The following is a 23941-nucleotide window of genomic DNA, read 5'->3' as shown; positions in this document are numbered from 1 at the left end:
TTGTTTTTTGAGGCGTAGAGAGTAAAATCTGCTGCTTAATTAATCTCTAAGGTTTTATTACAATGAATTACGATTTAGGTTCTGTCTATCTTGGTCAAGTTGCTGCAAAGAAGATGCTAAACGAAGAAATGTATGGCAAACAGCAAGCAAGAAAGAAAAAATCAGCAGTAATGAAAAAGCTTTGGAAAGGATTCGAAAGTGTAAATACCAAAATGGCTAATGCAGTGAGTGGCTATACTCCAGTATTAACTTGGTAAACTAACATAATAAATGCAAACAAAGGCGCCCTTAATTTAGGCGCCTTTTTTATTCATCTTAGGTTCATAGGGTGTGGTGTACCTTATATGTAGATTAACTTTAGGGATTATTTATTATGAAAAAAACACTTACAGCTCTTGTTTTAGGTTTCAGTTTAATTAGCGCAGTAAATGCCGAATCAATAGCTTTATCTAATGGTGAAGCAAACTATAAAATGCTTTGTACTTCTTGCCATGGTGATAAAGGGCACGGTGATGGAATTGCGGGTGAATCGCTATCTGAGCAGCCATCTAATATCTATGAAGGGTTAACATCATTTTGGGAATCTGAGAGTGAGTTAATAGATACAGTGCTAAATGGTAATGAAGGAATGCCTGCATGGAAAAGCATATTGAACGAAGAGGATGTAAAAGATATCTTTGCTTATATTGATACTATTAATAAGTAATACCTTTGAACTAAGATGGAAGCTAAATAATGTATATGCTTTTTATTTGCCATTTATAAATCATAGGAGTAGCATTTGTTTCGTTGATTGATTCCAATACCAATCACGGGTGATGGATTTCCACCTTTAACTGCTCTAATTTAGAGATAATGATTCCTACTGTAGCGTTATCCTGATCAGTTGTTTCTGGTCGTATCGGGATAGATCCGTCTATAGTAGAGCTGTTTGTTATTTCTCTTCTCTTCTAAGATAGTCTATCCTTTTGATTAACCATTATTAAAAGATAGAAACTCATGGCACATCCTCTAAATCGTAATCTGCAAAACTTTTATCAAATGTTCCGTTGGTCGCTGCTCGTAATTCCTGTTGCGTTACTAGTTGGTTCATTTAATGCCTTTTTTCTTTGGTTATTAAGCGAAGCGACTCAAGCTCGTATTGCCAATCCTTGGTTAATTTATCTTCTGCCGTTGGCAGGTTTAGTGATCGTATACAGTTATCGCAACTGGGGGAGAAACTCAGCAGGTGGTAATAACTTGATCATGGATGAGATAAATGAAGCGGGAGAGGGTGTTCCTGTTCGAATGGGTCCATTGGTGTTAATTACGACGGTTATTACGCATCTATTCGGTGGCTCAGCAGGTCGAGAAGGGACGGCGGTTCAGATTGGGGGGGCAACGACAGATTTATTGTCTAGAGTGTTTAAGCTATCTGAAGATGATCGACGAATGATGCTGACGGCTGGTGTTGCTGCGGGTTTTGCGTCTATCTTTGGCACCCCATTTACTGGCGCTATCTTTGCGCTTGAAGTGTTATTTATTGGTCGTATTAAATTCAATGCCATCATTCCTGCTTTGTTGGCGGCAATTTTAGCGAATGTCGTGGCCTCTGCGTGGGGGGCTCATCATACTCATTACTTAATTAATTTTGATCAAGTCAGTACTTTATTTGGTCATGCGATTGATATCGACCTGGTATTAATGGCGAAGGTGATTGTTGCTGCGATTGCGTTTGGCTTGGCGGGTTATCTGTTTGGTGAATTAACTCACGGCTTTAAAGATGTATTTAATGCCACGCTTAAAAACCCATATTTAATCGTAGTTGTTGGTGGCTTAATGGTTATTGCTATTACGCAGTTAATTGGTAATTACGATTACATTGGTATTGGTGTTTATCCAAGTCGTGATGGTGGTGTGAGTATTACTTCGGCATTCAGTGCTGGTGGGGCTGAGTGGTATAGTTGGATTTTAAAACTACTCTTAACGGCGATCACATTAGCGGCAGGATATAAAGGTGGTGAGGTAACACCTCTGTTCTTTGTTGGCGCGACCTTAGGTAATTTCCTTGCTTGGGTGATGGGTGCTCCTGTTGACCTGTTTGCGGCGTTAGGGTTCTTAGCGGTATTTGCAGCAGCTACTAATACACCGTTGGCTTGTACTATTATGGGGGTTGAGCTGTTTGGCGCGGATTACTTACCTTACTTTGCGTTAGCGTGTTATACCGCATATTACTTTAGTGGTCATACGGGTATTTATTCTTCTCAGCGTGTGGCTGTATCTAAAACGTTAGAGCATGGCCGCGATCATGATGGTTCTAATAAAATTGGCTCTTACCGCGAACATAACTCTTCGTGGCTAAAGCATTTGGCAAACAAGTTGAGTAAAAAATAGTTTTAATGTTTCACGTGAAACGTATTGGTTTAGATTAGAACCTAATGTGCTTCTCCACAAAAAAGAACATTGTATTTGATGGTGTAAGAGCTACGGATGACAAAGGTGTTTTTTGTTACGAAGCACACAAGGTTCAGTATGTAATGATGGTGTGTTTAGAACCTAATGTGCTTCTCCACAAAAAAGAACATTGTATTTGATGGTGTAAGAGCTGCGGATGACAAAGGTGGTTTTTTGTTGCGAAGCACACAAGGTTCAATATGAATTGTTATATACAAAGCTCAATATGCGTTCACTCACAAACTCAGCCAACCACTTGATAACTTCCTTCTCTTCCATTTCATTTCCTCTGTACTTTCTTTATACTCCGGACACATTCAGATTTTCATTAGGAAGATCTGAAAGAAACTTGTCGGAGTGCTTAGTACTTTTATAGTACGAGCTGAGACCGCGTTGCGGGATCCGTAGAACCTGATCAGGCTAATACCTGCGAAGGGAACAAGAGATATTTTTTATCTTAGTTTGTTAATCACTAACCGAATTATTTAATGATAAATCGTAGCTGAATTTTGGCTTTAATTTATTTGTGTAATTCATAACATACAGATATGCAGGTCTATTCTCTGTTGTATCTTAAACTAAGAACCTCTTGCTACAACTCAAATCCGACAAGCAATTATTCTATTTTTATCAAGGAATTTTGCTATGTCGTCAAGTCGCAAACAAGCACGTTTAGATGCTAAAACCAATATTGAATCGCTGTCGGTTCAACCATACCCAAATTCAAGTAAAGTCTATATTGAAGGTTCTCGTTCAGATATTCGCGTACCTATGCGTGAAATTGCTTTGGCTGACAGTTTAGTTGGTGGGACAAAAGAGAATCCGACACTAACGCCAAATGAGTCTATTCAAGTTTATGACACTTCTGGTGTTTATACTGACCCAAACTATGAGATTGATGTTTATCAAGGTTTACCGAAATTGCGTGAGCGTTGGATTGAAGAGCGCAGTGATACAGAAATGTTGAATGGGGTTAGTTCGGTTTATTCTCAAGAACGATTGGCAGATGATACCTTAGACGAACTTCGTTATGGAAACCTGCCAGCTATCCGTCGTGCTAAACAAGGTCAATGTGTTACCCAACTGCATTATGCGCGTCAGGGAATAATTACGCCTGAGATGGAATATATTGCGATCCGTGAAAACATGGGACGTCAAAAGTTTGCAGATGAGCAGTTAAATCATCAACACCCCGGACACAGTTTTGGGGCTAACTTACCTAAAGAAATCACTCCTGAATTTGTGCGTAAAGAAGTGGCAGAAGGCCGCGCTATTATCCCATCAAACATAAACCATCCAGAAGCTGAGCCAATGATCATTGGTCGTAACTTCTTAATTAAAGTTAACGCCAATATTGGTAATTCGTCTGTCAGTTCATCAATTGAAGAAGAAGTCGAAAAACTAGTTTGGTCAACGCGTTGGGGCGGCGATACCGTAATGGATTTGTCTACTGGTCGAAATATTCATGAAACTCGTGAGTGGATTCTACGTAATAGTCCGGTACCCATTGGCACCGTTCCAATGTATCAAGCGTTAGAAAAAGTAAATGGTGTTGCTGAAAACCTAAACTGGGAAGTGATGCGAGATACCTTAATTGAGCAAGCCGAACAGGGCGTTGATTATTTTACGATTCACGCCGGTTTACTGCTTCGTTATGTTCCAATGACGGCAAAGCGAGTGACGGGTATTGTTTCGCGCGGTGGCTCAATCATTGCGAAGTGGTGTTTGGCTCATCACCAAGAAAGCTTCTTATATACGCACTTTCGCGAGATCTGTGAAATCTGTGCTAAGTACGATGTTGCCTTATCTTTGGGCGATGGCTTACGTCCGGGTTCAATTGCCGACGCTAACGATGAAGCACAATTTGCTGAATTAAGAACGTTAGGTGAGCTAACCAAAGTTGCGTGGGATTACGATGTTCAAGTGATCATCGAAGGCCCTGGCCATGTTCCGATGCATATGATTAAAGAGAACATGGACGAGCAATTGAAGCATTGCCATGAAGCGCCATTTTATACCTTAGGTCCATTAACCACAGATATTGCTCCGGGGTATGATCATATTACATCAGGTATCGGTGCTGCCATGATTGGTTGGTATGGCTGTGCCATGTTGTGTTATGTGACGCCAAAAGAACATTTAGGCTTACCAAATAAAGATGATGTGAAGACTGGCTTGATTACTTATAAGTTAGCAGCACACGCAGGGGATTTAGCTAAAGGTCATCCGGGAGCTCAAATCCGTGATAACGCCTTATCAAAAGCCCGTTTTGAATTCCGCTGGGAAGACCAATTTAATCTTTCTCTTGATCCAATCACCGCGCGTGAATTTCATGATGAAACACTGCCGCAAGAGTCTGGCAAGGTTGCTCACTTCTGTTCAATGTGTGGACCTAAATTCTGTTCAATGAAAATTTCACAAGAGGTTCGTGAGTACGCCAAAGATATCGATCAAGTCGCATTAGACCAAGCGATTGAGATCAAAATGATTGATGATCCACTTGAAGGAATGCGTCAGAAATCAGAAGAGTTTAAAGCGTCAGGTTCTGAACTTTATCATCCTGCGATAGAAACGGAATAGCTCATTATCTTTCTTTTAAATCAATATTGAAGATGTAGTAATAAATAGTAAGTGGTGTTTCACGTGAAACATCGCTTGTTTATCGAAGGTTTGAGGAGAGATGAGTATGTATACTTTTCCTGCGATTGATAGAAATAAATTTGGTCTTTACCCCGTGGTTGATGATGTGTCATGGATTAAAACCGTGCTTAGCCTTGGGGTGAAAACGGTTCAATTACGAATTAAGAATCCAGAACAAGCAGACATAGAAGAGCAGGTAATCAAAGCAATCGAACTTGGCCGTCAATATGATGCTCAAGTGTTTATTAATGACTATTGGCAGCTAGCCATTAAACACAAGGCATTTGGAATTCACCTTGGACAAGAAGATATAGAAATCGCTGATCTGCAGGCAATATCAGATGCTGGCATTTGCTTGGGGTTATCTACTCATGATGACAGTGAGCTATTGAAAGTGAAAGATCTCAATCCTAGTTACTTAGCGCTTGGACATATATTTCCTACACCCACGAAAGATATGCCATCACAACCGCAAGGCCTAGTTAACCTAGCAAAAAACCAACAGTTAGCAGGTGATACTCCAACCGTTGCTATTGGTGGCATTGATCTTACGGTCGCAGAGCAAGTGTGGCAAACCGGTGTAGACAGTATTGCGGTAGTTCGCGCGATTACTCAGGCTAGCAATGTCGAAGAAGTTATAACTCAGTTTACCGCTATTCTTGCTAAGCCAAGAGAGAAGAAAAATGTCGAGGCTACTTATGAGTAATTTATTAATGGAGGGGCTCAATGATCAAGACTTCCTCCGCTATAGCCGTCAAGTCATGTTGCCTGATATTGGTGAAAAAGGGCAGTTATCATTAAGAAATAGCACAGTATTGATGATTGGTTGTGGAGGGCTTGGCTCTGCCGTTGGAATGTACTTAGCTGCTGCTGGCATAGGGACCTTGATTGTCGCTGATGGCGATAAACTTGAATTGAGTAACTTACAGCGACAAGTTATTTATCGTAAATCGAATATCGCTCAGAACAAAGCGATTGCTATGGCGCAGCAGATAAAAGATCTAAACAATGCAGTTACGGTTGAGGTTATCAATCATCATTTATCTGAACCTGAATTATCTCGCTTTCTGACTCAAGTCGATGTCGTTCTCGACTGTAGCGATAACTTATTTACGCGTCATGAGATTAATGCTGCTTGTGTAAAAAACGGAGTAGCGCTTATTTCTGGTGCGGCAATCGGGTGGCAAGGACAACTGATGTTGTTCTCTAATCAGCAACAGGATAATCAAAATGCATCGGCTTGCTACCATTGCTTGTTTCCATTTACAGAAAGTCAGCAAACACAAAACTGTCAGTCATTTGGCATTATCGGTCCTGTGGTTGGCATGATTGGCAACCTACAGGCGTTAGAAACCATCAAGTATCTCACTCAGCCAAGTTGGGTTAAGTGGAGTTCGATTCATCAATTTGATGGCAGATCACTTCAATGGTCTTGTATTGATATCCCTAAAGACAACACTTGTTCTGTTTGTTGTCGATCCCAACAGCACCCTCATGTTTCACGTGAAACATTGCAGAGCCAAGAATGTATTAATGGAGAGTTTATTTGTGAGTAATCTAATAACAATAGAGCTGAATAATGTGGTTTATCGAGTAGAGAAAACACACTCCATTCACTCTTTTCTTGCCCTGCATAAGGTTGATACTCAAGGGTGCGCATTAGCGATGAGCAATCAAATAATCCCAAGATCAGAGTGGCAAACCCGTGGTCTTTCTGATGGCGAAAGCATTTCATTATTTCAAGCGATAGCAGGAGGCTAACATGAGTGGCTCATTAATCATTGCCGGTAAATCTTTTTCATCACGTTTGTTTACTGGAACCGGAAAGTTTCCCAACTCAGGCATAATGCAAAAATCATTAATAGAGTCGGGCTCTGAATTGGCGACCATGGCGCTGAAACGTGTGGAGGTGAATAACCCTGAAGACAATATATTAAAACCAATTGTTGATGCTGGTATTAATCTATTGCCGAATACGTCAGGAGCGAAGAACGCTAGAGAAGCTATTTTTGCTGCTCAACTTGCCAGAGAAGCCCTGCAAACCAATTGGCTAAAATTAGAGATTCATCCAGACCCTAAGTATTTAATGCCCGATCCAATTGAAACATTAAAAGCAGCAGAAGAATTAGTTCGTCAAGGTTTTATCGTCTTACCGTATTGCCATGCTGATCCTGTTTTGTGCAAGCGTTTAGAAGAAGTGGGTTGTGCTGCAGTGATGCCTCTAGGGGCTCCCATTGGTTCGAATAAAGGCATTGCAAGTCGTGACTTTTTAGAAATTATTATTGATCAAGCTCGCGTACCTGTTGTGGTTGATGCCGGTATCGGTGCGCCATCTCATGCTGCGTTTGCGATGGAAATGGGAGCAGACGCAGTGCTGGTGAATACGGCGATTGCAGCAGCCAAAAATCCTATTGCGATGGCGACGGCTTTTAAGTTAGCGGTTCAGTCAGGACGACTGGCTTACGAGAATGGCTTAGCCTCCGTAAATACTCAAGCAGTTGCTTCCAGTCCATTGACTGCATTTTTAGATTGATAAGGTGAGTGAAAATGACATTTACCGATGAGTGGAAAAAGCTGAATTGGGATGAGGTGAAACTCTCAATTTATAGTAAAACGGCTGATGATGTAGAGCGAGCACTGAATAAACCTAAACGTGATCTTGAGGATTTTAAAGCGTTGATTTCTCCTGCAGCGGAAAGTTATCTTGAACTTATGGCTCAAGAATCTGCGCGCTTAACTCGCCAACGCTTTGGGCATACTATTGGGTTTTATATCCCTCTCTATCTTTCTAATCTATGTGCCAATGCATGTACTTATTGTGGTTTTTCAATGGAGAATCGAATTAAGAGAAAGACCCTTAATCAAGACGAAATAGCACAAGAAATTTCAGCAATTAAAACGATGAACTTTGATAGTGTTCTTTTGGTAACGGGTGAACATGAAACCAAAGTCGGGATGAATTACTTTCGTCAAACATTACCACAAATAAAGCAGTCGTTTAATTACTTGGCAATGGAAGTTCAGCCGCTTGAGCAAGACGAGTACGCAGAATTAAAAACCTTAGGCTTAGATGCGGTGATGGTTTATCAAGAAACGTATCACCCATCGACGTATGCGGAGCATCATCTTCGTGGTAATAAAATGGACTTTGAATATCGTTTAGAAACACCAGATAGATTAGCGAAAGCGGGGATAGACAAAATTGGAATTGGTGCTCTTATTGGGTTAGAAGAGTGGCGAACGGATTGTTTTTTTGTTGCTGCACATTTGGATTATTTAGAGCGTCGATATTGGCAAACTCGTTATTCAATTTCGTTTCCAAGGTTACGTCCATGCGAAGGGGCATTTCAACCTAAATCACTCATGAATGATAAACAGCTTGTACAATTAATTTGTGCTTACCGTTTATTCAATTCAGAGGTTGAGCTATCGCTGTCTACTAGGGAGTCAGAACACTTTAGAGATAATGTATTACCTTTAGGGATCACTTCTGTGTCTGCTGCATCAAAAACTCAACCGGGTGGGTATGCTAATGACAATGAAGAGTTAGAGCAGTTTTCTATCAGTGATGAGCGTTCTGCTTTAGCGGTTGCAGAAGCTGTTCAGGCTAGAGGGTTTGAGCCTGTATGGAAAGACTGGGAGCGGAGCTTTACTGTGGACTGAAAGAAATGTCGCTTTCAAAGTGAAACGGTGATCGAGTGTGTTTGGCTACTCAGTAAATAAAAAGTACCACTCTATATTGAGTGGTACTTTATATGGTTTGATTACTTTGATTTTAAGTTAGTTAATTAATGTTTATTTGCGTAATTGACGAACCAACTCTTCTGTTGGACGCACGATAGCGACAATCATCTCATCATACATTCCTGATGCATTGGTAGTGATCGTTAATAGATTATCCAGTTGCTTTGATGTCGGCTTCTTACCTTTTTCAAGCTCTTGAATAACCGCTAATGCTGCTGTTGCTACTTCGATATGTTTTGCTGCTAACGGTGCAGTATCAAGAGAAGCGATATTGTTGTTAAAGATCACTTCTGATGTTTGTGCACTCTCTAGAACAGTTTGATAGTGCTGCTTCAGCGCTTTTAAATCAGCTTTATTGTTTACTGCCGTTTCTGCCAGTTTCATCATATCTAGTACCGCGAAGCTTTCTACAGGAACAGCGTCAGCAAAACGATTCAATCTTTCATATTGATTGTATAGTTCACCCTTAGGTTCGGTTGAATTAAACTTAGCCCAGTTTCGAGCGTAGTACTGCGCAGGTTCTGCGTAGTTTGCAAAGCTCATTAATGCAGAGACATCACCGCCGTTAGCAATACGTAGATACTGTTTATAGCTGTTGGTTTGATGCTGTAAGCCAACAGAAATGGTTGCCCAGTTATCCATAGCTTGAAGACGTTGATACATACTGTCTTCATCGGTAAGCGCTTCAGCAGACCATAAGCGTTCAGCAACTGCATAAGTTCGAGGCCAAATGCGACCTTCAACAGTTAGGTCATCGTAGTTCTCTGCCCAGATAGCCGCTTCGCCACCAAGAATCAGTTTTTGCTCATCTTTATCTAAAGCAACAGGGTAACCACCATTAGGTGCTGGGATCTCTGAGTTTTTGATTGATGAACTTGCTGTCATTTCACCTGTGGTTGGCCAACGAACATTACCAACAAGTTGGTAGCTCGCTTTTTCAATACTGCCGCTATCAAAGGTTAGGTTAAATTCAGTGTAAGACATGAAGTTATCAAAGTGACCACGGAATGATTCACCTTTGGTGTATTCAATGATATCGACTTTTGCACGTGACTTGCCGTTGTAATCGGTAAAGGCACGAGCATCACCATTCTTATCAGTAATGATGGTTAGCGTTCCTTTACGCGGGCCACCTTTGCCTCTTGGTTTCTGCCAAGTGTAGGTTTCGAATGTTTCACCCGTGTTCAGTTGGTCATCGACTTGCGGGCCCTTTGGCATAGGGTCGTTGCGGTAATGGTAGCTTGTTGGTTGTGGTTGATCTAAATAGAAGCCGGTTGATAGTAATCCGGCATAGCCTTCTTTTGCTGCACGACCAATACTGTCATGACCACGCCAGCTTTGAATCACAATTGAGGTTGGTAGGTCTTTATGCCAAATCTCATCCCAACCCATGATTTTTTTACCTTTGCTGTTCAGCATTTTTTCAATACGTGCATTTAGGTATGACTGTAGACCACGGTTGCCATCAATATTATTCTCTTTGATGAATGCTTGGATTTCTTTATTGTCACTCCATTGTTGGTAGTTTGGTTCATCACCACCAATATGAATATACTCATCAGGGAAGAGTTCAGTCACCTCACTGAATACTTTGTCGAAGAAGACATAGAGTTCAGGATTAATTGGATTCATTAGAGGAACAAATACACCCCAAGCTCGTTGTTGGTCATACGATTGTTTGCCTTCACCAGACATTAATTCAGGGTAAGCGTGTGCAACTGCTGAAGCATGACCTGGTAGTGAGATTTCTGGGATCACTCGAATACCGCGTAGGCGTGCGTATTCAACAACGTCTTTGATTTCATCTTTCGTATAGAAGTCACCGTCCGCGGTTTTCTCCCATAATTTCGGATAGCTTTCGATTTGAATTCGGATAGCTTGGTCATCCCATAAGTGCCAATGGAAGACATTCATTTTTGCTGAAGCAAAGCCGTCGATTTGACGTTTAATTGTGTCGATGGTGACAAAGTGACGAGAGGAGTCAAATGATGCGCCACGCCATGGAAAGCGAGGTTCATCTTCAATATTAATTTGAGGAACGAAGTAACCGTCTTTGGTGGTGTTAATTAATTGAAGAAAGGTTTCTGCGCCACGAATCGCACCGTAAGGGCGTTCTGACTCTAAAACGATTTGGTTTTTATTAATGGTTAACTCGTATGACTCATTAATATTGATGTCTTGAATTTTGTTTTTTGCTGCCTTGCTAACATCAATAACGAATGTGGCTTCCTTTTTTGAGGTTGCAAACGGTGTCAGTAATGGTAATCCTGTTTGAGCTTCTACACGCTGAATGATACGTTGCGCTAATTGTTGAATGCGTTCAGATTTATAGCCATCAATATAAATACTGAAGTTGTGGTTAATGGCTAGCTGACCTGATTTTAACTCTACTGATTGAGGATATGGCATCAAATTTAAGTCGGTGTTTGGCGCGGAGGCGATTGATGATGCACTAAAAAGAAGGCTTGAAACAGTAAGAGTTAACAGAGTTTTTTTCATTATGTGTAGTCCTATATTCCTTTAAATTCGAAGGGAAGGATTACTTATAATGGATTAACTGTATGTGATCGGTTTATCGTTCTGTATTAGTTGTATTGAGTGAAATATCACTAATGAGATGCTGTGCGGAATAGTCTTAGGTTCGATACATTATGTTGCAGTGAAAGCGTGAAGTTAAAGGTGTTTCACGTGGAACCTTTATTTGTTTCAAAAAAAATGCCACTGTAAAAAGTGACATTTAAGTTTATTTAAACGGTAGAGTTAATCGGCAGTTAACCTTCGTAACGTAACTCTGCTGTTGCTTGTTTTAGCCACTCTTTTACATCACCTTCAACTAATGGGCTTACTTCATCCCATACTTTTTGGTGATAATTGTTTAACCAAGTAAGTTCTGGGCGGTTCAACATATCAACATTGATTAAACGCTTATCGATAGGGCAACGTGTTAATGATTCAAAACCAAGTACAGAGAAATCACCCTTAGTTTCAATCTCAACCACTAACTCTAAGTTTTCAATACGAATGCCAAACTCATCTGCACGGTAATAACCTGGTTCATTAGATAAAACCATGCCTGGAAGTAGAGCGACAGTATTTACTTTCTTAGAAATGCCTTGCGGACCTTCGTGAACACTTAAGAAGTGACCCACACCATGACCCGTGCCGTGATCGTAATCGTAGCCTTGAGCCCACAAATGTTGACGAGCAAGGATATCTAATTGATGACCGCAGGTGCCTTTAGGGAATCGAGCTGAAGCCAAACCAATATGACCTTTTAGTACCAAGGTGAATTGCTGTTTGATTTCATCACTTGGTGTACCAACTGGCAGTGTACGAGTAATGTCGGTTGTGCCATCTGGGTACTGACCGCCTGAATCAACAAGATACAAGCTATTCATTTGTAGCTGACCTGGCTCTGGTTGGTTCTCATGATTGTAATGACACATTGCCGCATTGCCGGCAGCCGCTGATATTGTATCAAAGCTTAAATCGGCCAGTGTTTCATCTTCTTCACGGAAGGCTTGTAGTTTGTCGGCTAATACCGCTTCATTATGCAGGGTGCCTGATTCAACTTCAGCGTCAAACCAAGTTAGGAATTTAACCATCGCCGCACCATCACGAATATGACACGCTTTCATTCCTGCTTTTTCTGTTTCATTCTTTGCTGCTTTTGGCAGTAAACATGGATCAACCGCTTCGATAAGTTCTGCGCCTGCATCGGCAAGTACTAATGACATCCACGCATTTGATGTTGCTGAATCAACCATTACTTTCTTACCTGAAAGTGATTCTAATGTTGATTGCAGTGCTTCTGGGTGATGAACTCGCACACCTTGGCCTACATGCTCACTGAAATTTACAGGAAGACGAGCTGGGTCTAAGAAGAAGTCGACTGTTTCATCAGCATGAATGATGGCATGAGACAGAAGTACTGGTAGGCGAGATACATCTAAACCACGTACATTCAATAGCCAACAGATTGAATCTAATTGCGTTAATAAAGCAGCATTCGCATTTTTCTTTGCGACTGCTTGAGCGATTTGTTTGCGTTTATCAGTGCTTGATTGACCAACCAGTTCCAACTCCATTAAACGAACATCCGAGACTTTAACGTCTGGACGGTCATTCCAAATAAGATCGATTGGGTTGTTACTTACGGTTTCTAATGTCACTGCACCTTCAACGGTTTGTGCTGCATTTTTTAACCATTGAGCGGTATGCATACGAGGATCAATCGCTACTTTTGCGCCAGTATTTAGAGTTTCTTTAATCCATTCTAATAATGGTTCTTCGTGCAGGTGACGATATTCAAATACATCTGCAGGTACTTGTTTGCGAACTTGAACGGTATAACGACCATCAACAAAAATGGCGGCTTTATCTTTCGTGATAACCGCGGCACCAGCAGAGCCTGTAAATCCTGTTGCCCATAATAGACGTTCATTATGTTCAGGAATGTACTCACCTAAAAATTCATCTTCATGTGGAATGATTAGGGCGTCGAAATCTTGTTGTGCAAGCCAAGAGCGAAGTTGCTCAATGCGTTGAGAAGTTTGAGGATGCATCTGGATAGTCCTTATTATTGTTCTGTCCGTGTCGTGTCGAGGCAGAAAGCGTTATTTGTATTCGAGCTATAACCTAGCGCTTTTATTGAGTATCTGCAATTGTTGATGCTGATAAATCTTGGCAGTGGCTGATAATGATATTGCGTAGCCAACAATTGGCAGCATCATTGTCTTTTTGTTGATGCCAAAAAAGTGTGTAGGCCATTTGTGGTAACTCTGTTGGTAGAGGCAATACGACCAAATTTAATTGCTTAGCGACCAGTTTAATAAAGTGACTTGGGGCGGTGAACACCAAATCAGTATGGGTACATAAACTGGCTGCACTGTTAAAATCAGGCACTATGATACCAATGCTTCGTTCCAATCCTTTATCAGCTAATTTGTAATCAAGTAACCACTGATCTTTACCATCACAGCGCACTTGAACATGACGTTGTTGAAGGTAAGTATCTAATGTCCATTCTTGAGTGAGTACCGGATGGTCTTGACGAACCAAGCACATTTGGCTATCTCGATAAATCTCTTGGCCTCGAATATCAGCAGGCATTTGCATTGTGATGTTGGCGTATTTTGGGTCTAAATCTTTACCTGTAATACCAATGTCCATTTCGCCAGATTGCAATTTCTTTAAAGTATGGGCATCCCATGCATGGGTATCGAGCATGACATTAGGCGCTTCATTTAAAATGTAGGACATGAAGTGTGGCAAAAGCAATGGATAAGTACTTTCAACTAAGCCTGCACGAAAGCGGTAATGGCTGTGTTGAGGGTCAAATGTGGCTGACTCGGTAATACTTTCTAAATGACTTAATAGTGTGTGCAACTGTACCTGAAGGTTACGAGCCTTAGCTGTGGGCTGCAGACCGTAAGCGGTACGAGTAAATAGAGGGTCGTTAAATTGTTCACGTAATTTCGCTAAGTTTTTACTCACCGCAGACTGGCTTAAACAGAGGCGTTGAGCTGCACGTGTGACGCTTTTTTCTTCCAATAACAAATGGAGAGTCAGTAGTAAGTTCAGATCGACTTTACTCAGCTTTTCAAAAAACATAGAGATATTCCAAAACAGAATGTTAGATCTGAATATAAACCATTTCTGTTCATATCTCTAATTACGTACACTCCACTGACTATTTTAGGAGTTACACATGCACACGCCAGTTTCTGCACTACCAACGCAACAATCAGATAAAAAGATTATCGCTTTAATGGTTATTTTGGTTTTATTTAGCCCATTAGCGATTGATATCTATCTTCCTGCCTTACCTTTAATGGTAAGTGAATTTCAAGTGGCTTCAACATTAGGTCAAGATACCATTACGTGGTTTATGTTTAGTATGGGTCTTGGGCAATTATTTGCGGGCCCATTGGCTGATCGCTATGGACGTCGACCAATAGCCTTAACGGGTATTGTTATTTATGGCTTGAGTGCTGCACTTGCGTATTCAGCTCAAGAAATGGAAATGCTGCTCATCGCTCGATTACTGCAAGGTTTTGGTGCCTGTGCGACTTCAGTTGCTGCTTTTGCTTCGGTACGTGATTCGTTTGGTGCAGAAAAAAGCGGTCGAATGATCAGTTACCTTAATGGGGCAATCTGCTTTATTCCGGCATTAGCACCTATTTTGGGCAGTTACTTAACCATTCATTTTGGCTGGCGTTCAAACTTCAGTTTTATGGCCGGATTTGCACTTGTCGCTCTAGCGTTGATTGCGATTAATTACAAAGAAACAAAACCGACAGATACAGTACAAACAGGGCGTTTAATCAGCCCATCTCGTTACTGGTCGGTACTACAGCATCCAACATTCTTATTCCACGCAACCTTATGTATGTTAGCGATGGGAGTTATCTTAGCTTACGTTACTTCTGCACCAGTATTTCTGATTGATAAGCTTGGGCTGACAATGCAAGAATTTACTAATTGGTTTGCGGTAAATGCGGTATTAAATATCGCGGCGTGTTTTGCAGCACCTAAATTTATGATCAGATTCGGAACTCGAAAAGCACTCCTTTTTGGCTTGAGCGTACTTATTGTCGCTGGCGGACTAATGCTAGGGTTCCAACATATTCAGCAAGCTTGGGCGTTTATGATCCCGATTTTCTTCTCGTCAGTAGGCTTCGCATGGGTACTGGGTTCGGCGGCAGGTAAAGCATTAGCACCTTTTGGTGATAGAGCGGGCACTGCTGCTGCATTATTAGGGTTGTTCCAAATGAGTGGTGCAGGCGTCATTGTTGGCACAATGCAAAGATTAGCACTCCCTTCTGCACAGCTTTTAACGCTAATGATGTGGTTTCTTATCCCAGGCTTGCTGATCCTATTAAGCAAAAAAGGCAAAGTATGGCATTCAGAGAAAATAGCGGAGTAAGTTGAACTCTCTATTATCTAATGTGACCTTGTATCGATTGAGGTTAATCGCATAATTTGTACATAAATAGAGCGCTTTTGGCTTTTAATATATTCAGTTAGTTTTCGTTTCAGTGTATATTCAGCACTTAGATTATTATTGGTTTATTATAAAAACAGGGCAAAACACGCAATGTCGATGTCTATTATTGAAATGGCTCGTGTTCTAGAGCAGATGGAAGAGTCGCCAGAGAAACTTATGTTTGGTCGACTTCTTTCAGAACTTGGTAATCAAAGCCAAGAACGAGTACGAAGTGCTGCACGACAAGTGTCTGTACCAACATTGCGTGATCTTATTTACCAATTCCAAGTGGTAATTGAAGAGCGCAAAGGCGAAACAACAAAAAAATTAGCCGAAGAAATGGCCAAAGAAGGCGTCTCTTTAGAAGATTTTCAAGCTTATTTATCAAGCAAATAGTTTGCGCTTAATATAAATAAGTCACACAAATTAAAAAGCAGCGAATAAACGCTGCTTTTTTTGTGCCTGATAAACCGTTATCTATTCACTTTCAATTGCAATCTCTGTCTCTTTTTTCTTACCATAAAATTGCTGAACTAATAATCCACACACAATCATAACCAAGCCAATCAATGTTGATGGATGGATCTCTTCACCAATGATATTTGCCAATAGTAATAAAGAGATAAACGGAGAAGCAAAAATCAGGTTACTGATACGCGCTGTATTTTGAGTTAAACGCAGTGCTGATAACCACAATACAAACGTTATGCCCATCTCAAACAAGCCGACATAAGACACCGCTAGCCAACCACTCATTGGGATTTGTGCCCAAGGTGCACCTTCATAGATACTCAACCCAATCGCAACCGGAAGTGCAACCAAGAAGCCAAGTAATAGCCCTAAAATAGGATCCGCTTTATTTTTTGCATTTAAAATCCAGTAACTCGCCCACAATAAGGTTGAAACGAGAGCCAATCCAACACCTAAAGGACTGTCAAACTCTAAGCCTAATACATCGCCTTTAGTGGCAATAACAATCACACCAGCATAGCCAAGAACACAAGCAATCCAATCTTGTTTACGTATTTTTTGACCAAGAAAAACCGCCGCCATTAAAGTCAGTGTGATTGCCCAGCTGTAGTTGATTGGTTGCGCTTGAGAAGCCGGTAATAAATCGTAAGATTTGAAGAGAACCAAGTAATAAGCCAGTGGATTAATCGCGCCAAGTAAAATGTAGTACAAAGGGTTGGCAACGAAGGTATTCACTAATTGCGATAAGGTTTTTTGGTAAGCCGCAACACCCGCTAGTGCAAGAATAGAAACGGCACTGGCAATGGTGAGCATTTGGGTCGGGGTAAAGTGTTCTAAAGTGATTTTAAAAGCGGTTGCTACAGTTGACCATAAGAGAACCGCAGCTATTCCAAAGCCTAAAGCACGACGTTCATTCATTGTTATTATTCTCAGTTAGAAATCCATTTAGATCAGGAGTGTACCTGCGCTTGATAAATAGTGTTAACTGGACATTTATCCAGTATCAAAATATCCTATAAGAATAAGTTTTTGTATTGAGTGAGTTATGGAATTTTTTAATCAATTTGGTGGGCACTTATTGTTTGGTTTTGCCGGGGCAAGCATTGCTTATGCCGTTGCACATGTACTAACAAAAAGTCGTAATCAACAAGAATTAGCCTTATTAGAGCATGAATTAGAATCAGAAAAAAAACTCGCATCAACTCAATTAAACCAACTCAATCTGCAATTAGAGAAACAACAAAGTGAGTTGGATGAATTGGATCTCGAAAGAGATAAGCTTGCCCAAGAGCAAAAACAATCTCATGGTCGTTTAATGGCTGCCATGGAAAAGCTGCGTTATTTTGAAGCCATCCAAAAAGAGAAAGAATTTTTAACTCAACAATTAGAGTTTTCACGCCAAGCCAATTCCAATGTAGAAGCGGAACTGCGAGAGCAAGAAGCGCGTCATGAAGAAGAGCGTAAATCGAGCCAAGAAAAACTTGAGATGCTAGAGCGTGCAGAGTTGCGCTTAAAGCAGCAGTTTGAAAACTTAGCGAATCAGTTATTTGAACAAAAAACCAAAACCGTTGATGAGCAAAACAAAGTCAGTTTAGAGGGCTTGCTGTCACCTTTAAAAGAACAGCTCGAAGGATTTAAAAGACAGGTTAACGACAGCTTTGGTTTTGAAGCGAAAGAACGCCACACTTTGGTGCATGAAATTCGTAGCTTACAACAGCTGAATGAACGAATGACACAAGAGGCGGTAAACCTGACCAATGCCCTTAAAGGTGACAATAAACAGCAGGGTAGTTGGGGTGAAGTTGTCCTTGCTCGTGTACTGCAAGAATCAGGCTTACGAGAAGGCCATGAATACGATACTCAAGTCAGTATGGATGACGAAGACGGTAAGCGTTTTTATCCCGATGTGATTGTTCACTTACCTGATGAGAAAGATGTCGTGGTCGATTCAAAAATGACCTTAGTGGCGTATGAGCGATTTTTTAACAGCGACGACTTTAATCAAAAAGAGCAAGCGCTGGATGAACACTTGATGGCCATTCGTGCTCATTTACGTGGATTAAGTAAAAAGGATTATCATAAGTTAAATGGCTTACGTAGTCTTGATTATGTCTTAATGTTTATTCCTGTAGAGCCAGCATTCCAAGTAGCTATTGAAGCGGATCCCTCGTTGATATCAGATGCCATGGAACAGAATATTATAATTGTAAGTCCTACAACTTTACTCGTAGCGCTAAGAACTATTAGCAATTTATGGCGTAACGAGAGACAAAACCAAAACGCAAAAATCATTGCCGATCGCGCCAGTAAGCTATACGACAAAATGCGTTTGTTTGTTGATGATATGGAAGCTGTGGGTGGTTCATTAGATAAAGCCAATCAAAGCTACCAAGGTGCAATGAATAAACTGGCAAGTGGGCGTGGTAATCTTATTCGTCAGGCTGAAAGCTTTAAAGAGCTAGGTGTTGAAGTAAAGCGAGATATAAATCGTAAATTTATTGAGCAATCTTTTGAAGCAGATACGATGCAAACACTTGGTGATAATGGCTTGGATAAAGTAGACTAGAGCGCTGCTGAATTCAGAGTATCGGGATTTAGCGTACAATCTCTAGAGGACTTAAAATGACGGACAAGATGCAAGCGCCTGAAGAAACAACACACTTCGGTTTTACCACAGTCGCGAAAGACGAGAAAGTTGCGAAAGTTGCGGAAGTATTTCACTCTGTAGCCGCAAAATACGACATCATGAATGACCTTATGTCTGGTGGTGTGCATCGCGTATGGAAACGATTCACGATTGATTGCAGTGGCGTACGTCCTGGTCATAAAGTTCTTGATTTAGCTGGTGGTACTGGTGACCTTACGGCTAAATTCTCACGTATTGTTGGTGATACAGGCCAAGTGATTTTAGCGGACATCAACAACTCAATGTTGAACGTTGGTCGTGATAAATTACGCGATATGGGTATTGTTGGTAACGTAAATTACGTACAGGCGAACGCCGAAGAATTGCCATTCCCAGATGATTTCTTTGATTGTATTACGATTAGCTTTGGCCTACGAAACGTAACGGATAAAGATAAAGCCTTACGTTCTATGTTCCGTGTATTAAAGCCGGGCGGTCGTCTATTGGTCTTAGAGTTCTCAAAACCAATCATTGAACCATTATCGAAAATCTATGATGCGTACTCTTTCCATTTGCTTCCTAAAATGGGTGAACTGATCGCGAATGATGCTGAAAGCTACCGTTATTTAGCTGAATCTATTCGTATGCACCCAGATCAAGAAACCTTAAAAAGCATGATGGAAGACGCGGGTTTTGAACAAGCAAATTACTATAACCTAACCGGTGGTATTGTTGCATTGCACCGTGGTTACAAGTTTTAAAGGATAAAACGATGCCATTAGAACCGTTTGTAACAGGTGTGATGGAAACAGGGTTAAACACTCTGTTGAAAGAATCACCGGATAGTAAAGTCGCTTTATTGCGCTTAAAAGGCAAAATTATTCATGTTCATTTAAATGAAGTGAACAAGGATCTTTTCTTTGTCTTTAGCCATCTACAAGTTGATATTCTTTCTAAGTTTGAAGGCCAAGCTGATTGCTATCTTGCTTTAAATCTTTCTGTTCTGCCGCAATTGCGCGATCAAAACAATATTACTCAACTTATCAAACAAGATAAGTTGGTATTAGAAGGAGATTTAAAACTTGCCCAACAATTTTCAGGGTTACTTGAAGAGTTAAAACCTGATGTAGAAGAGAAGTTATCTCAATACACTGGTGATATTGTTGCTCATACGTTAGTTAGTAGCGTGAAAGGCAGTGCGTGTTGGGTGAAAAAACAAATCACTCGTCAAACTCGTCATGCGGCAGAAGTATTAACTGAAGAGTGGAAAATCGCACCAGCACCATTAGAAATCGCACATTTCTGTGACCAAGTGTCTGATGTTGAAACTCAACTATCCGAGTTAGATGCACGTTTAACACGATTATTAACCAATAATCCAATGGAGCGCGCATGACGCCATCAGAGCTAAAACGCCTATATCATATTACCAAGGTTCAGCTTGAGTATGGATTGGATGAATTACTGCCTGATCATGCGTTAACTCAATTACCGAAACGTTTACGTCGTGGCCTTTTTTGGATTAAAAACAAACATCCAGAAAAACCATTGGGTGAACGTTTACGTTTAGCGTTACAAGAGCTTGGCCCTGTTTGGATTAAGTTCGGTCAAATGATGTCGACTCGTCGTGATCTCTTTCCTCCTCATTTAGCAGATCAGTTGGCTCTATTACAAGATCAAGTGGCTCCATTTGATGGTCAATTAGCGAAAGACCAAATGGAACTATCACTAGGTGGACCATTAGAAAACTGGTTTACTGATTTCGATATAATCCCATTAGCGTCTGCGTCTATTGCTCAAGTGCATACCGCCAAGCTTAAAGAGTCGGGACGTGAGATTGTTCTGAAAGTAATTCGCCCTGATATTCGCCCTGTGATAGAAGCAGATATTCGTTTAATGTATCGCATGGCAAGATTAGTTGAGCAACATGTTCCAGAAGCTCGTCGTTTAAAACCGATTGAGGTGATTGAGGAATACGAAAAAACCTTAGTGGATGAACTAGACTTAAGAAGAGAAGCCAGTAATGCAATGCAGCTACGCCGAAACTTCGAAGGTAGCGAAGAGTTGTATGTTCCTGAGGTGATTTTGGATGTCAGTTCTGAGCACTTAATGGTGTCTGAGCGTATTTATGGTATTCAAGTATCAGACATTGCGCAGCTAGAAAGAAATGGCACTAACATGAAGCTATTAGCTGAGCGTGGTGTATCGGTCTTCTTTACTCAAGTATTCCGTGACAGTTTCTTTCATGCCGATATGCACCCAGGCAATGTTTTCGTTAACCCAGATAATCCAGATAATCCACAATGGATTGGATTGGACTGTGGTATTGTTGGAACACTCAATAAAGAAGATAAGCGCTATTTAGCTGAAAATCTACTGGGTTTCTTTAATAGTGATTATCGTAAAGTCGCACAATTGCATGTTGATTCAGGTTGGGTTCCGGCAGACACTAATGTCGAAGAATTTGAGTTTGCGATCCGCATGGTGTGTGAGCCAATTTTTGCTAAACCATTAGGGGAAATCTCTTTTGGTCACGTGCTATTGAACTTATTTAATACCGCACGTCGCTTTAATATGGAAGTGCAGCCACAACTGGTATTATTGCAAAAAACATTATTGTACGTAGAAGGATTAGGACGACAGCTTTATCCTCAACTCGATCTATGGGCAACCGCTAAACCGTTTTTAGAAACGTGGATGGCAAAACAGATTGGACCGGCAGCCTTTATGACTGCTTTGACTGAGAAAGCGCCATTCTGGGCAGAAAAACTACCTGAACTACCTGATTTAGTTTATGACAGTTTGCGCCAGGGCAAAGTTCTCAATCAACGAATGGATAAACTCTACGCAGGTTATCGTCAAAGTAAGCGCCAACAAGCGAAAGGGCAATTCCTATTTAATGTTGGAGCAACTCTGCTGATTTGTTCTGCGGTGTTATTAACCAGTAACATTACTGCGTTAGCATCAATTAGTGCTGCTACAGGAGTCACGTTTTGGCTATTAAGCTGGCGAGCATATCGTTAATAAGCGTTACTCTATTTAGCAATTTTTTAACCCCTAACACGCTGAGGAAATAAGCATGGGTGGTATTAGTATTTGGCAACTTCTTATTATTGCAGTAATTATTATTCTACTATTTGGTACGAAGAAATTACGCGGTGTAGGCAGTGATTTGGGTTCTGCAGTTAAAGGCTTTAAAAAAGCAATAAGCGATGAAGACACAGCAAAAGATGCGAAAAAAGACGCAGACTTTGTTGCTCCTCAAAACTTAGAGAAAAAAGAAGCAGAAACAGCAGAAAAACAAAAGCAAAACGACAAAGAGCAGGCATAACACGTGTTTGATATCGGTTTTTGGGAACTGATACTGATCTCTGTTGTTGGGCTCGTTGTATTGGGACCTGAGCGCTTGCCAAAAGCGATTCGTTCGGTTGTTCAATTTGTGAGTGCAGCAAAAAGCATGGCGAATAACGTCAAAGATGAGCTGTCTCAAGAGTTGAAAATACAAGAGTTACAAGAAAATTTGCGTAAAGCAGAACAGATGAATATGGAAGACTTAGCACCTGATCTTAAAAAGTCAGTTGAAGAGTTAAAACAAGCGGCAGCCGATGTCACTCGTCCATATGCAAAACCAGAAGAAAAAGCAGACACAGTAAAAGTGGATGCAGAAACTTCGGTGGTATCTGATTCAACTTCTAAAACAAAAGCAGAGTAATTATGTCATCAGCTGAACACTCTCAACCGTTGTTAACTCATCTGCTAGAGCTAAGAAATCGTCTATTAAAGGCATTAATTGCCGTTATAGTAGTATTTTTAGGTCTGGTTTGGTTTGCTAACGACATTTATGAGTTCTTATCTGCACCCTTGGTAGAAAGATTACCTGCCGGTGCAACGATGATAGCAACTGATGTCGCGTCACCCTTTTTCACGCCCATAAAGCTGACTTTGGTGGCATCGGTATTTGTTGCTGTACCTATGATTCTTTATCAGGTGTGGGCATTTGTGGCTCCAGGACTGTATAAGCATGAAAAGAAACTCATCATGCCATTATTGTTCTCAAGCTCTTTATTGTTTTATGCCGGCGTATCGTTCGCTTACTTTGTTGTTTTTCCTTTGGTGTTTGGTTTCTTTACCACAATTGCACCAGAAGGGGTTCAAGTAGCAACGGATATTGCCAGTTATCTTGATTTTGTTTTAGCACTGTTTATGGCTTTTGGTATTGCGTTTGAAGTACCTGTTGCCATTATCTTACTGTGCTGGACAGGAGCAACGACTCCTGAAATACTCAGAGAAAAGCGTCCATATATTGTCGTGGGTGCTTTTGTTGTTGGTATGATGCTGACGCCTCCAGATATTATTTCTCAAACTCTACTCGCGGTACCTATGTGTATTTTGTTTGAGTTTGGTTTGTTCTTCTCTCGTTTTTATGTGAGAGAGAAAAATGAAGATGATATGGAACAAGATGAAGCGTAATGCTTGATTAAGAACTAAGAAGTAATAGCTAAAAAGCGCTGATATCTGTCAGCGCTTTTTTTATGTCTTTAGAAAACAAAGGTGACTAGGATCACCTTTTAATTTTAAGCTTATAAGAAGTAATAGAGACAAAGTGGAAGAGTCTTGTGCGAGATCTCTCACAAGAGAGTGAGATTTAACGCTTTATTTGTGGGTTTATTTTTACTTAAAGTTAGTAACTAATTGAAAAATATGAATTTGTGTTTTTATCTTCAATTTCTCATATTTTTTTTTGCAAAAATAGTGAAATAGTCTATTGCTGAAAAAAGGCAAAAGCGTAATCTTATTGGTGTCGGAAGGATGCTGACACGGAACAGGAACTAGCCAAGGATTTGGTACGCTTCAGGATGAGGCACTCGGTTACTTAGGATTAGTAATCGGCAAGGATAGCGAAACGGACATTGAATGGACGCAATAGTAACTAGGATGGTTGCTACTAAGGAAAGACAATGGACACCTCTAGGATTGAGGGAAAGGATTGCACATCAGGATGATGTAAAGGACACCGCTCAAGGAACAAGCGAAGAGAG

At 40.7% G+C, this 23941-nt stretch carries 21 protein-coding genes, 1 pseudogene and 2 riboswitches; of the genes and pseudogenes, 18 read left to right on the top strand and 4 right to left on the bottom strand.

The genetic code is table 11. The features are described from left to right. Positions 1 to 62 precede the first annotated feature (62 nt). The 9 genes and pseudogenes from ED622_RS08235 to thiH all read left to right on the top strand — a co-directional run bounded on the left by ED622_RS08235 (position 63) and on the right by thiH (position 8736). Positions 63 to 257 carry a hypothetical protein gene (locus ED622_RS08235; protein ID WP_122033418.1) on the top strand — a complete coding sequence of 65 codons (195 nt, stop codon included), beginning with the start codon at positions 63 to 65 and terminating at the stop codon, positions 255 to 257. A 116-nt stretch (positions 258 to 373) separates the two neighbouring features. Beyond that, positions 374 to 706 (top strand): cytochrome c, encoded by a 333-nt coding sequence (locus tag ED622_RS08230; RefSeq protein ID WP_122033417.1) that lies wholly within the window; start codon positions 374 to 376, stop codon positions 704 to 706. Between the two features lie 99 nt (positions 707 to 805). Then, positions 806 to 872, top strand: a riboswitch (Fluoride riboswitch). 127 nt (positions 873 to 999) lie between these two features. Further along, positions 1000 to 2373 carry a voltage-gated chloride channel family protein gene (locus ED622_RS08225; RefSeq protein ID WP_122033416.1) on the top strand — a complete coding sequence of 458 codons (1374 nt, stop codon included), beginning with the start codon at positions 1000 to 1002 and terminating at the stop codon, positions 2371 to 2373. Between the two features lie 403 nt (positions 2374 to 2776). Then, positions 2777 to 2888, top strand: a riboswitch (TPP riboswitch). A gap of 190 nt (positions 2889 to 3078) precedes the next feature. After that, positions 3079 to 5013: a phosphomethylpyrimidine synthase ThiC gene (gene thiC, locus ED622_RS08220; RefSeq protein WP_122033415.1), complete on the top strand. Its 1935-nt coding sequence runs from the start codon at positions 3079 to 3081 to the stop codon at positions 5011 to 5013. Between the two features lie 112 nt (positions 5014 to 5125). After that, a pseudogene (thiE, locus tag ED622_RS08215) lies at positions 5126 to 5779 on the top strand (thiamine phosphate synthase); the annotation flags it as partial. Beyond that, on the top strand, positions 5772 to 6629 hold the full coding sequence (locus ED622_RS08210; protein WP_122033413.1) for a HesA/MoeB/ThiF family protein: 858 nt from the start codon (positions 5772 to 5774) through the stop codon (positions 6627 to 6629). The pseudogene thiE and the gene ED622_RS08210, both read left to right, overlap by 8 nt. Further along, positions 6622 to 6834 carry a sulfur carrier protein ThiS gene (gene thiS, locus ED622_RS08205; protein ID WP_122033491.1) on the top strand — a complete coding sequence of 71 codons (213 nt, stop codon included), beginning with the start codon at positions 6622 to 6624 and terminating at the stop codon, positions 6832 to 6834. The genes ED622_RS08210 and thiS overlap by 8 nt, the downstream gene beginning before the upstream one ends. A 1-nt stretch (position 6835) precedes the next feature. After that, a complete protein-coding gene (locus ED622_RS08200; RefSeq protein WP_122033412.1) occupies positions 6836 to 7606 on the top strand; it encodes a thiazole synthase in 771 nt (256 codons plus the stop codon). 14 nt (positions 7607 to 7620) lie between these two features. Continuing rightward, a complete protein-coding gene (thiH, locus tag ED622_RS08195; RefSeq protein ID WP_122033411.1) occupies positions 7621 to 8736 on the top strand; it encodes a 2-iminoacetate synthase ThiH in 1116 nt (371 codons plus the stop codon). Positions 8737 to 8868: 132 nt separating this feature from the next. Here the strand turns inward: thiH and ED622_RS08190 are convergent, their stop codons facing one another. The 3 genes from ED622_RS08190 to ED622_RS08180 form a co-directional block, all read right to left on the bottom strand. Further along, on the bottom strand, positions 8869 to 11316 hold the full coding sequence (locus tag ED622_RS08190; RefSeq protein WP_122033410.1) for a family 20 glycosylhydrolase: 2448 nt from the start codon (positions 11314 to 11316) through the stop codon (positions 8869 to 8871). A 272-nt stretch (positions 11317 to 11588) separates the two neighbouring features. Next, on the bottom strand, positions 11589 to 13382 hold the full coding sequence (locus ED622_RS08185; RefSeq protein WP_122033409.1) for an aminopeptidase P family protein: 1794 nt from the start codon (positions 13380 to 13382) through the stop codon (positions 11589 to 11591). An 82-nt stretch (positions 13383 to 13464) separates the two neighbouring features. Then, complete coding sequence (locus ED622_RS08180; RefSeq protein WP_122033408.1) at positions 13465 to 14430, bottom strand: LysR family transcriptional regulator; 966 nt, start codon at positions 14428 to 14430, stop codon at positions 13465 to 13467. A 97-nt stretch (positions 14431 to 14527) separates the two neighbouring features. On the opposite strand from ED622_RS08180, the gene ED622_RS08175 reads away from it, so the two are divergent. Together ED622_RS08175 and ED622_RS08170 are read left to right on the top strand one after the other, a co-directional pair. Further along, entirely contained in the window at positions 14528 to 15745 is a 1218-nt protein-coding gene (locus ED622_RS08175) for a multidrug effflux MFS transporter (protein ID WP_122033407.1), read from the top strand. Positions 15746 to 15916: 171 nt separating this feature from the next. Beyond that, positions 15917 to 16201, top strand: a complete 285-nt coding sequence (locus ED622_RS08170) for a hypothetical protein (RefSeq protein WP_122033406.1) — start codon at positions 15917 to 15919, stop codon at positions 16199 to 16201. Positions 16202 to 16282: 81 nt separating this feature from the next. On the opposite strand, the gene ED622_RS08165 is transcribed toward ED622_RS08170, so the two are convergent. Beyond that, complete coding sequence (locus ED622_RS08165; protein WP_122033405.1) at positions 16283 to 17194, bottom strand: DMT family transporter; 912 nt, start codon at positions 17192 to 17194, stop codon at positions 16283 to 16285. A gap of 127 nt (positions 17195 to 17321) precedes the next feature. Between ED622_RS08165 and rmuC the strand changes: the two genes are divergently transcribed. The 7 genes from rmuC to tatC are packed head-to-tail and all read left to right on the top strand — an operon-like array spanning position 17322 to position 23372. Next, positions 17322 to 18842 carry a DNA recombination protein RmuC gene (gene rmuC / locus ED622_RS08160; RefSeq protein WP_122033404.1) on the top strand — a complete coding sequence of 507 codons (1521 nt, stop codon included), beginning with the start codon at positions 17322 to 17324 and terminating at the stop codon, positions 18840 to 18842. Positions 18843 to 18898: 56 nt separating this feature from the next. Next, positions 18899 to 19663: a bifunctional demethylmenaquinone methyltransferase/2-methoxy-6-polyprenyl-1,4-benzoquinol methylase UbiE gene (gene ubiE, locus ED622_RS08155; protein ID WP_122033403.1), complete on the top strand. Its 765-nt coding sequence runs from the start codon at positions 18899 to 18901 to the stop codon at positions 19661 to 19663. A gap of 11 nt (positions 19664 to 19674) precedes the next feature. Then, positions 19675 to 20298: an SCP2 domain-containing protein gene (locus ED622_RS08150; protein ID WP_122033402.1), complete on the top strand. Its 624-nt coding sequence runs from the start codon at positions 19675 to 19677 to the stop codon at positions 20296 to 20298. Continuing rightward, positions 20295 to 21926, top strand: coding sequence for a ubiquinone biosynthesis regulatory protein kinase UbiB (ubiB, locus tag ED622_RS08145; RefSeq protein ID WP_122033401.1), 1632 nt, complete (start codon positions 20295 to 20297; stop codon positions 21924 to 21926). The genes ED622_RS08150 and ubiB overlap by 4 nt, the downstream gene beginning before the upstream one ends. A gap of 55 nt (positions 21927 to 21981) precedes the next feature. Further along, on the top strand, positions 21982 to 22233 hold the full coding sequence (tatA, locus tag ED622_RS08140) for a Sec-independent protein translocase subunit TatA (RefSeq protein WP_122033400.1): 252 nt from the start codon (positions 21982 to 21984) through the stop codon (positions 22231 to 22233). A gap of 3 nt (positions 22234 to 22236) precedes the next feature. Continuing rightward, entirely contained in the window at positions 22237 to 22614 is a 378-nt protein-coding gene (tatB, locus tag ED622_RS08135) for a Sec-independent protein translocase protein TatB (RefSeq protein ID WP_122033399.1), read from the top strand. Positions 22615 to 22616: 2 nt separating this feature from the next. Then, entirely contained in the window at positions 22617 to 23372 is a 756-nt protein-coding gene (gene tatC, locus ED622_RS08130) for a Sec-independent protein translocase subunit TatC (protein ID WP_122033398.1), read from the top strand. Positions 23373 to 23941 lie beyond the last annotated feature (569 nt).

This window comes from Aliivibrio sp. EL58, assembly GCF_900312675.1.
GTDB lineage: Bacteria > Pseudomonadota > Gammaproteobacteria > Enterobacterales > Vibrionaceae > Aliivibrio.
This window is presented reverse-complemented; position numbering and strand designations above follow the sequence as displayed.

What these genes read in the sequence shown, in the direction of transcription:
- ED622_RS08235 (WP_122033418.1), top strand. Translation starts at nt 63, where the DNA reads ATGAATTACGATTTAGGTTCTGTCTATCTTGGTCAAGTTGCTGCAAAG.
- ED622_RS08230 (WP_122033417.1), top strand. Translation starts at nt 374, where the DNA reads ATGAAAAAAACACTTACAGCTCTTGTTTTAGGTTTCAGTTTAATTAGC.
- ED622_RS08225 (WP_122033416.1), top strand. Translation starts at nt 1,000, where the DNA reads ATGGCACATCCTCTAAATCGTAATCTGCAAAACTTTTATCAAATGTTC.
- thiC (WP_122033415.1), top strand. Translation starts at nt 3,079, where the DNA reads ATGTCGTCAAGTCGCAAACAAGCACGTTTAGATGCTAAAACCAATATT.
- ED622_RS08210 (WP_122033413.1), top strand. Translation starts at nt 5,772, where the DNA reads ATGAGTAATTTATTAATGGAGGGGCTCAATGATCAAGACTTCCTCCGC.
- ED622_RS08200 (WP_122033412.1), top strand. Translation starts at nt 6,836, where the DNA reads ATGAGTGGCTCATTAATCATTGCCGGTAAATCTTTTTCATCACGTTTG.
- thiH (WP_122033411.1), top strand. Translation starts at nt 7,621, where the DNA reads ATGACATTTACCGATGAGTGGAAAAAGCTGAATTGGGATGAGGTGAAA.
- ED622_RS08190 (WP_122033410.1), bottom strand. Translation starts at nt 11,316, where the DNA reads ATGAAAAAAACTCTGTTAACTCTTACTGTTTCAAGCCTTCTTTTTAGT.
- ED622_RS08185 (WP_122033409.1), bottom strand. Translation starts at nt 13,382, where the DNA reads ATGCATCCTCAAACTTCTCAACGCATTGAGCAACTTCGCTCTTGGCTT.
- ED622_RS08180 (WP_122033408.1), bottom strand. Translation starts at nt 14,430, where the DNA reads ATGTTTTTTGAAAAGCTGAGTAAAGTCGATCTGAACTTACTACTGACT.
- ED622_RS08175 (WP_122033407.1), top strand. Translation starts at nt 14,528, where the DNA reads ATGCACACGCCAGTTTCTGCACTACCAACGCAACAATCAGATAAAAAG.
- ED622_RS08170 (WP_122033406.1), top strand. Translation starts at nt 15,917, where the DNA reads ATGTCGATGTCTATTATTGAAATGGCTCGTGTTCTAGAGCAGATGGAA.
- ED622_RS08165 (WP_122033405.1), bottom strand. Translation starts at nt 17,194, where the DNA reads ATGAATGAACGTCGTGCTTTAGGCTTTGGAATAGCTGCGGTTCTCTTA.
- rmuC (WP_122033404.1), top strand. Translation starts at nt 17,322, where the DNA reads ATGGAATTTTTTAATCAATTTGGTGGGCACTTATTGTTTGGTTTTGCC.
- ubiE (WP_122033403.1), top strand. Translation starts at nt 18,899, where the DNA reads ATGACGGACAAGATGCAAGCGCCTGAAGAAACAACACACTTCGGTTTT.
- ED622_RS08150 (WP_122033402.1), top strand. Translation starts at nt 19,675, where the DNA reads ATGCCATTAGAACCGTTTGTAACAGGTGTGATGGAAACAGGGTTAAAC.
- ubiB (WP_122033401.1), top strand. Translation starts at nt 20,295, where the DNA reads ATGACGCCATCAGAGCTAAAACGCCTATATCATATTACCAAGGTTCAG.
- tatA (WP_122033400.1), top strand. Translation starts at nt 21,982, where the DNA reads ATGGGTGGTATTAGTATTTGGCAACTTCTTATTATTGCAGTAATTATT.
- tatC (WP_122033398.1), top strand. Translation starts at nt 22,617, where the DNA reads ATGTCATCAGCTGAACACTCTCAACCGTTGTTAACTCATCTGCTAGAG.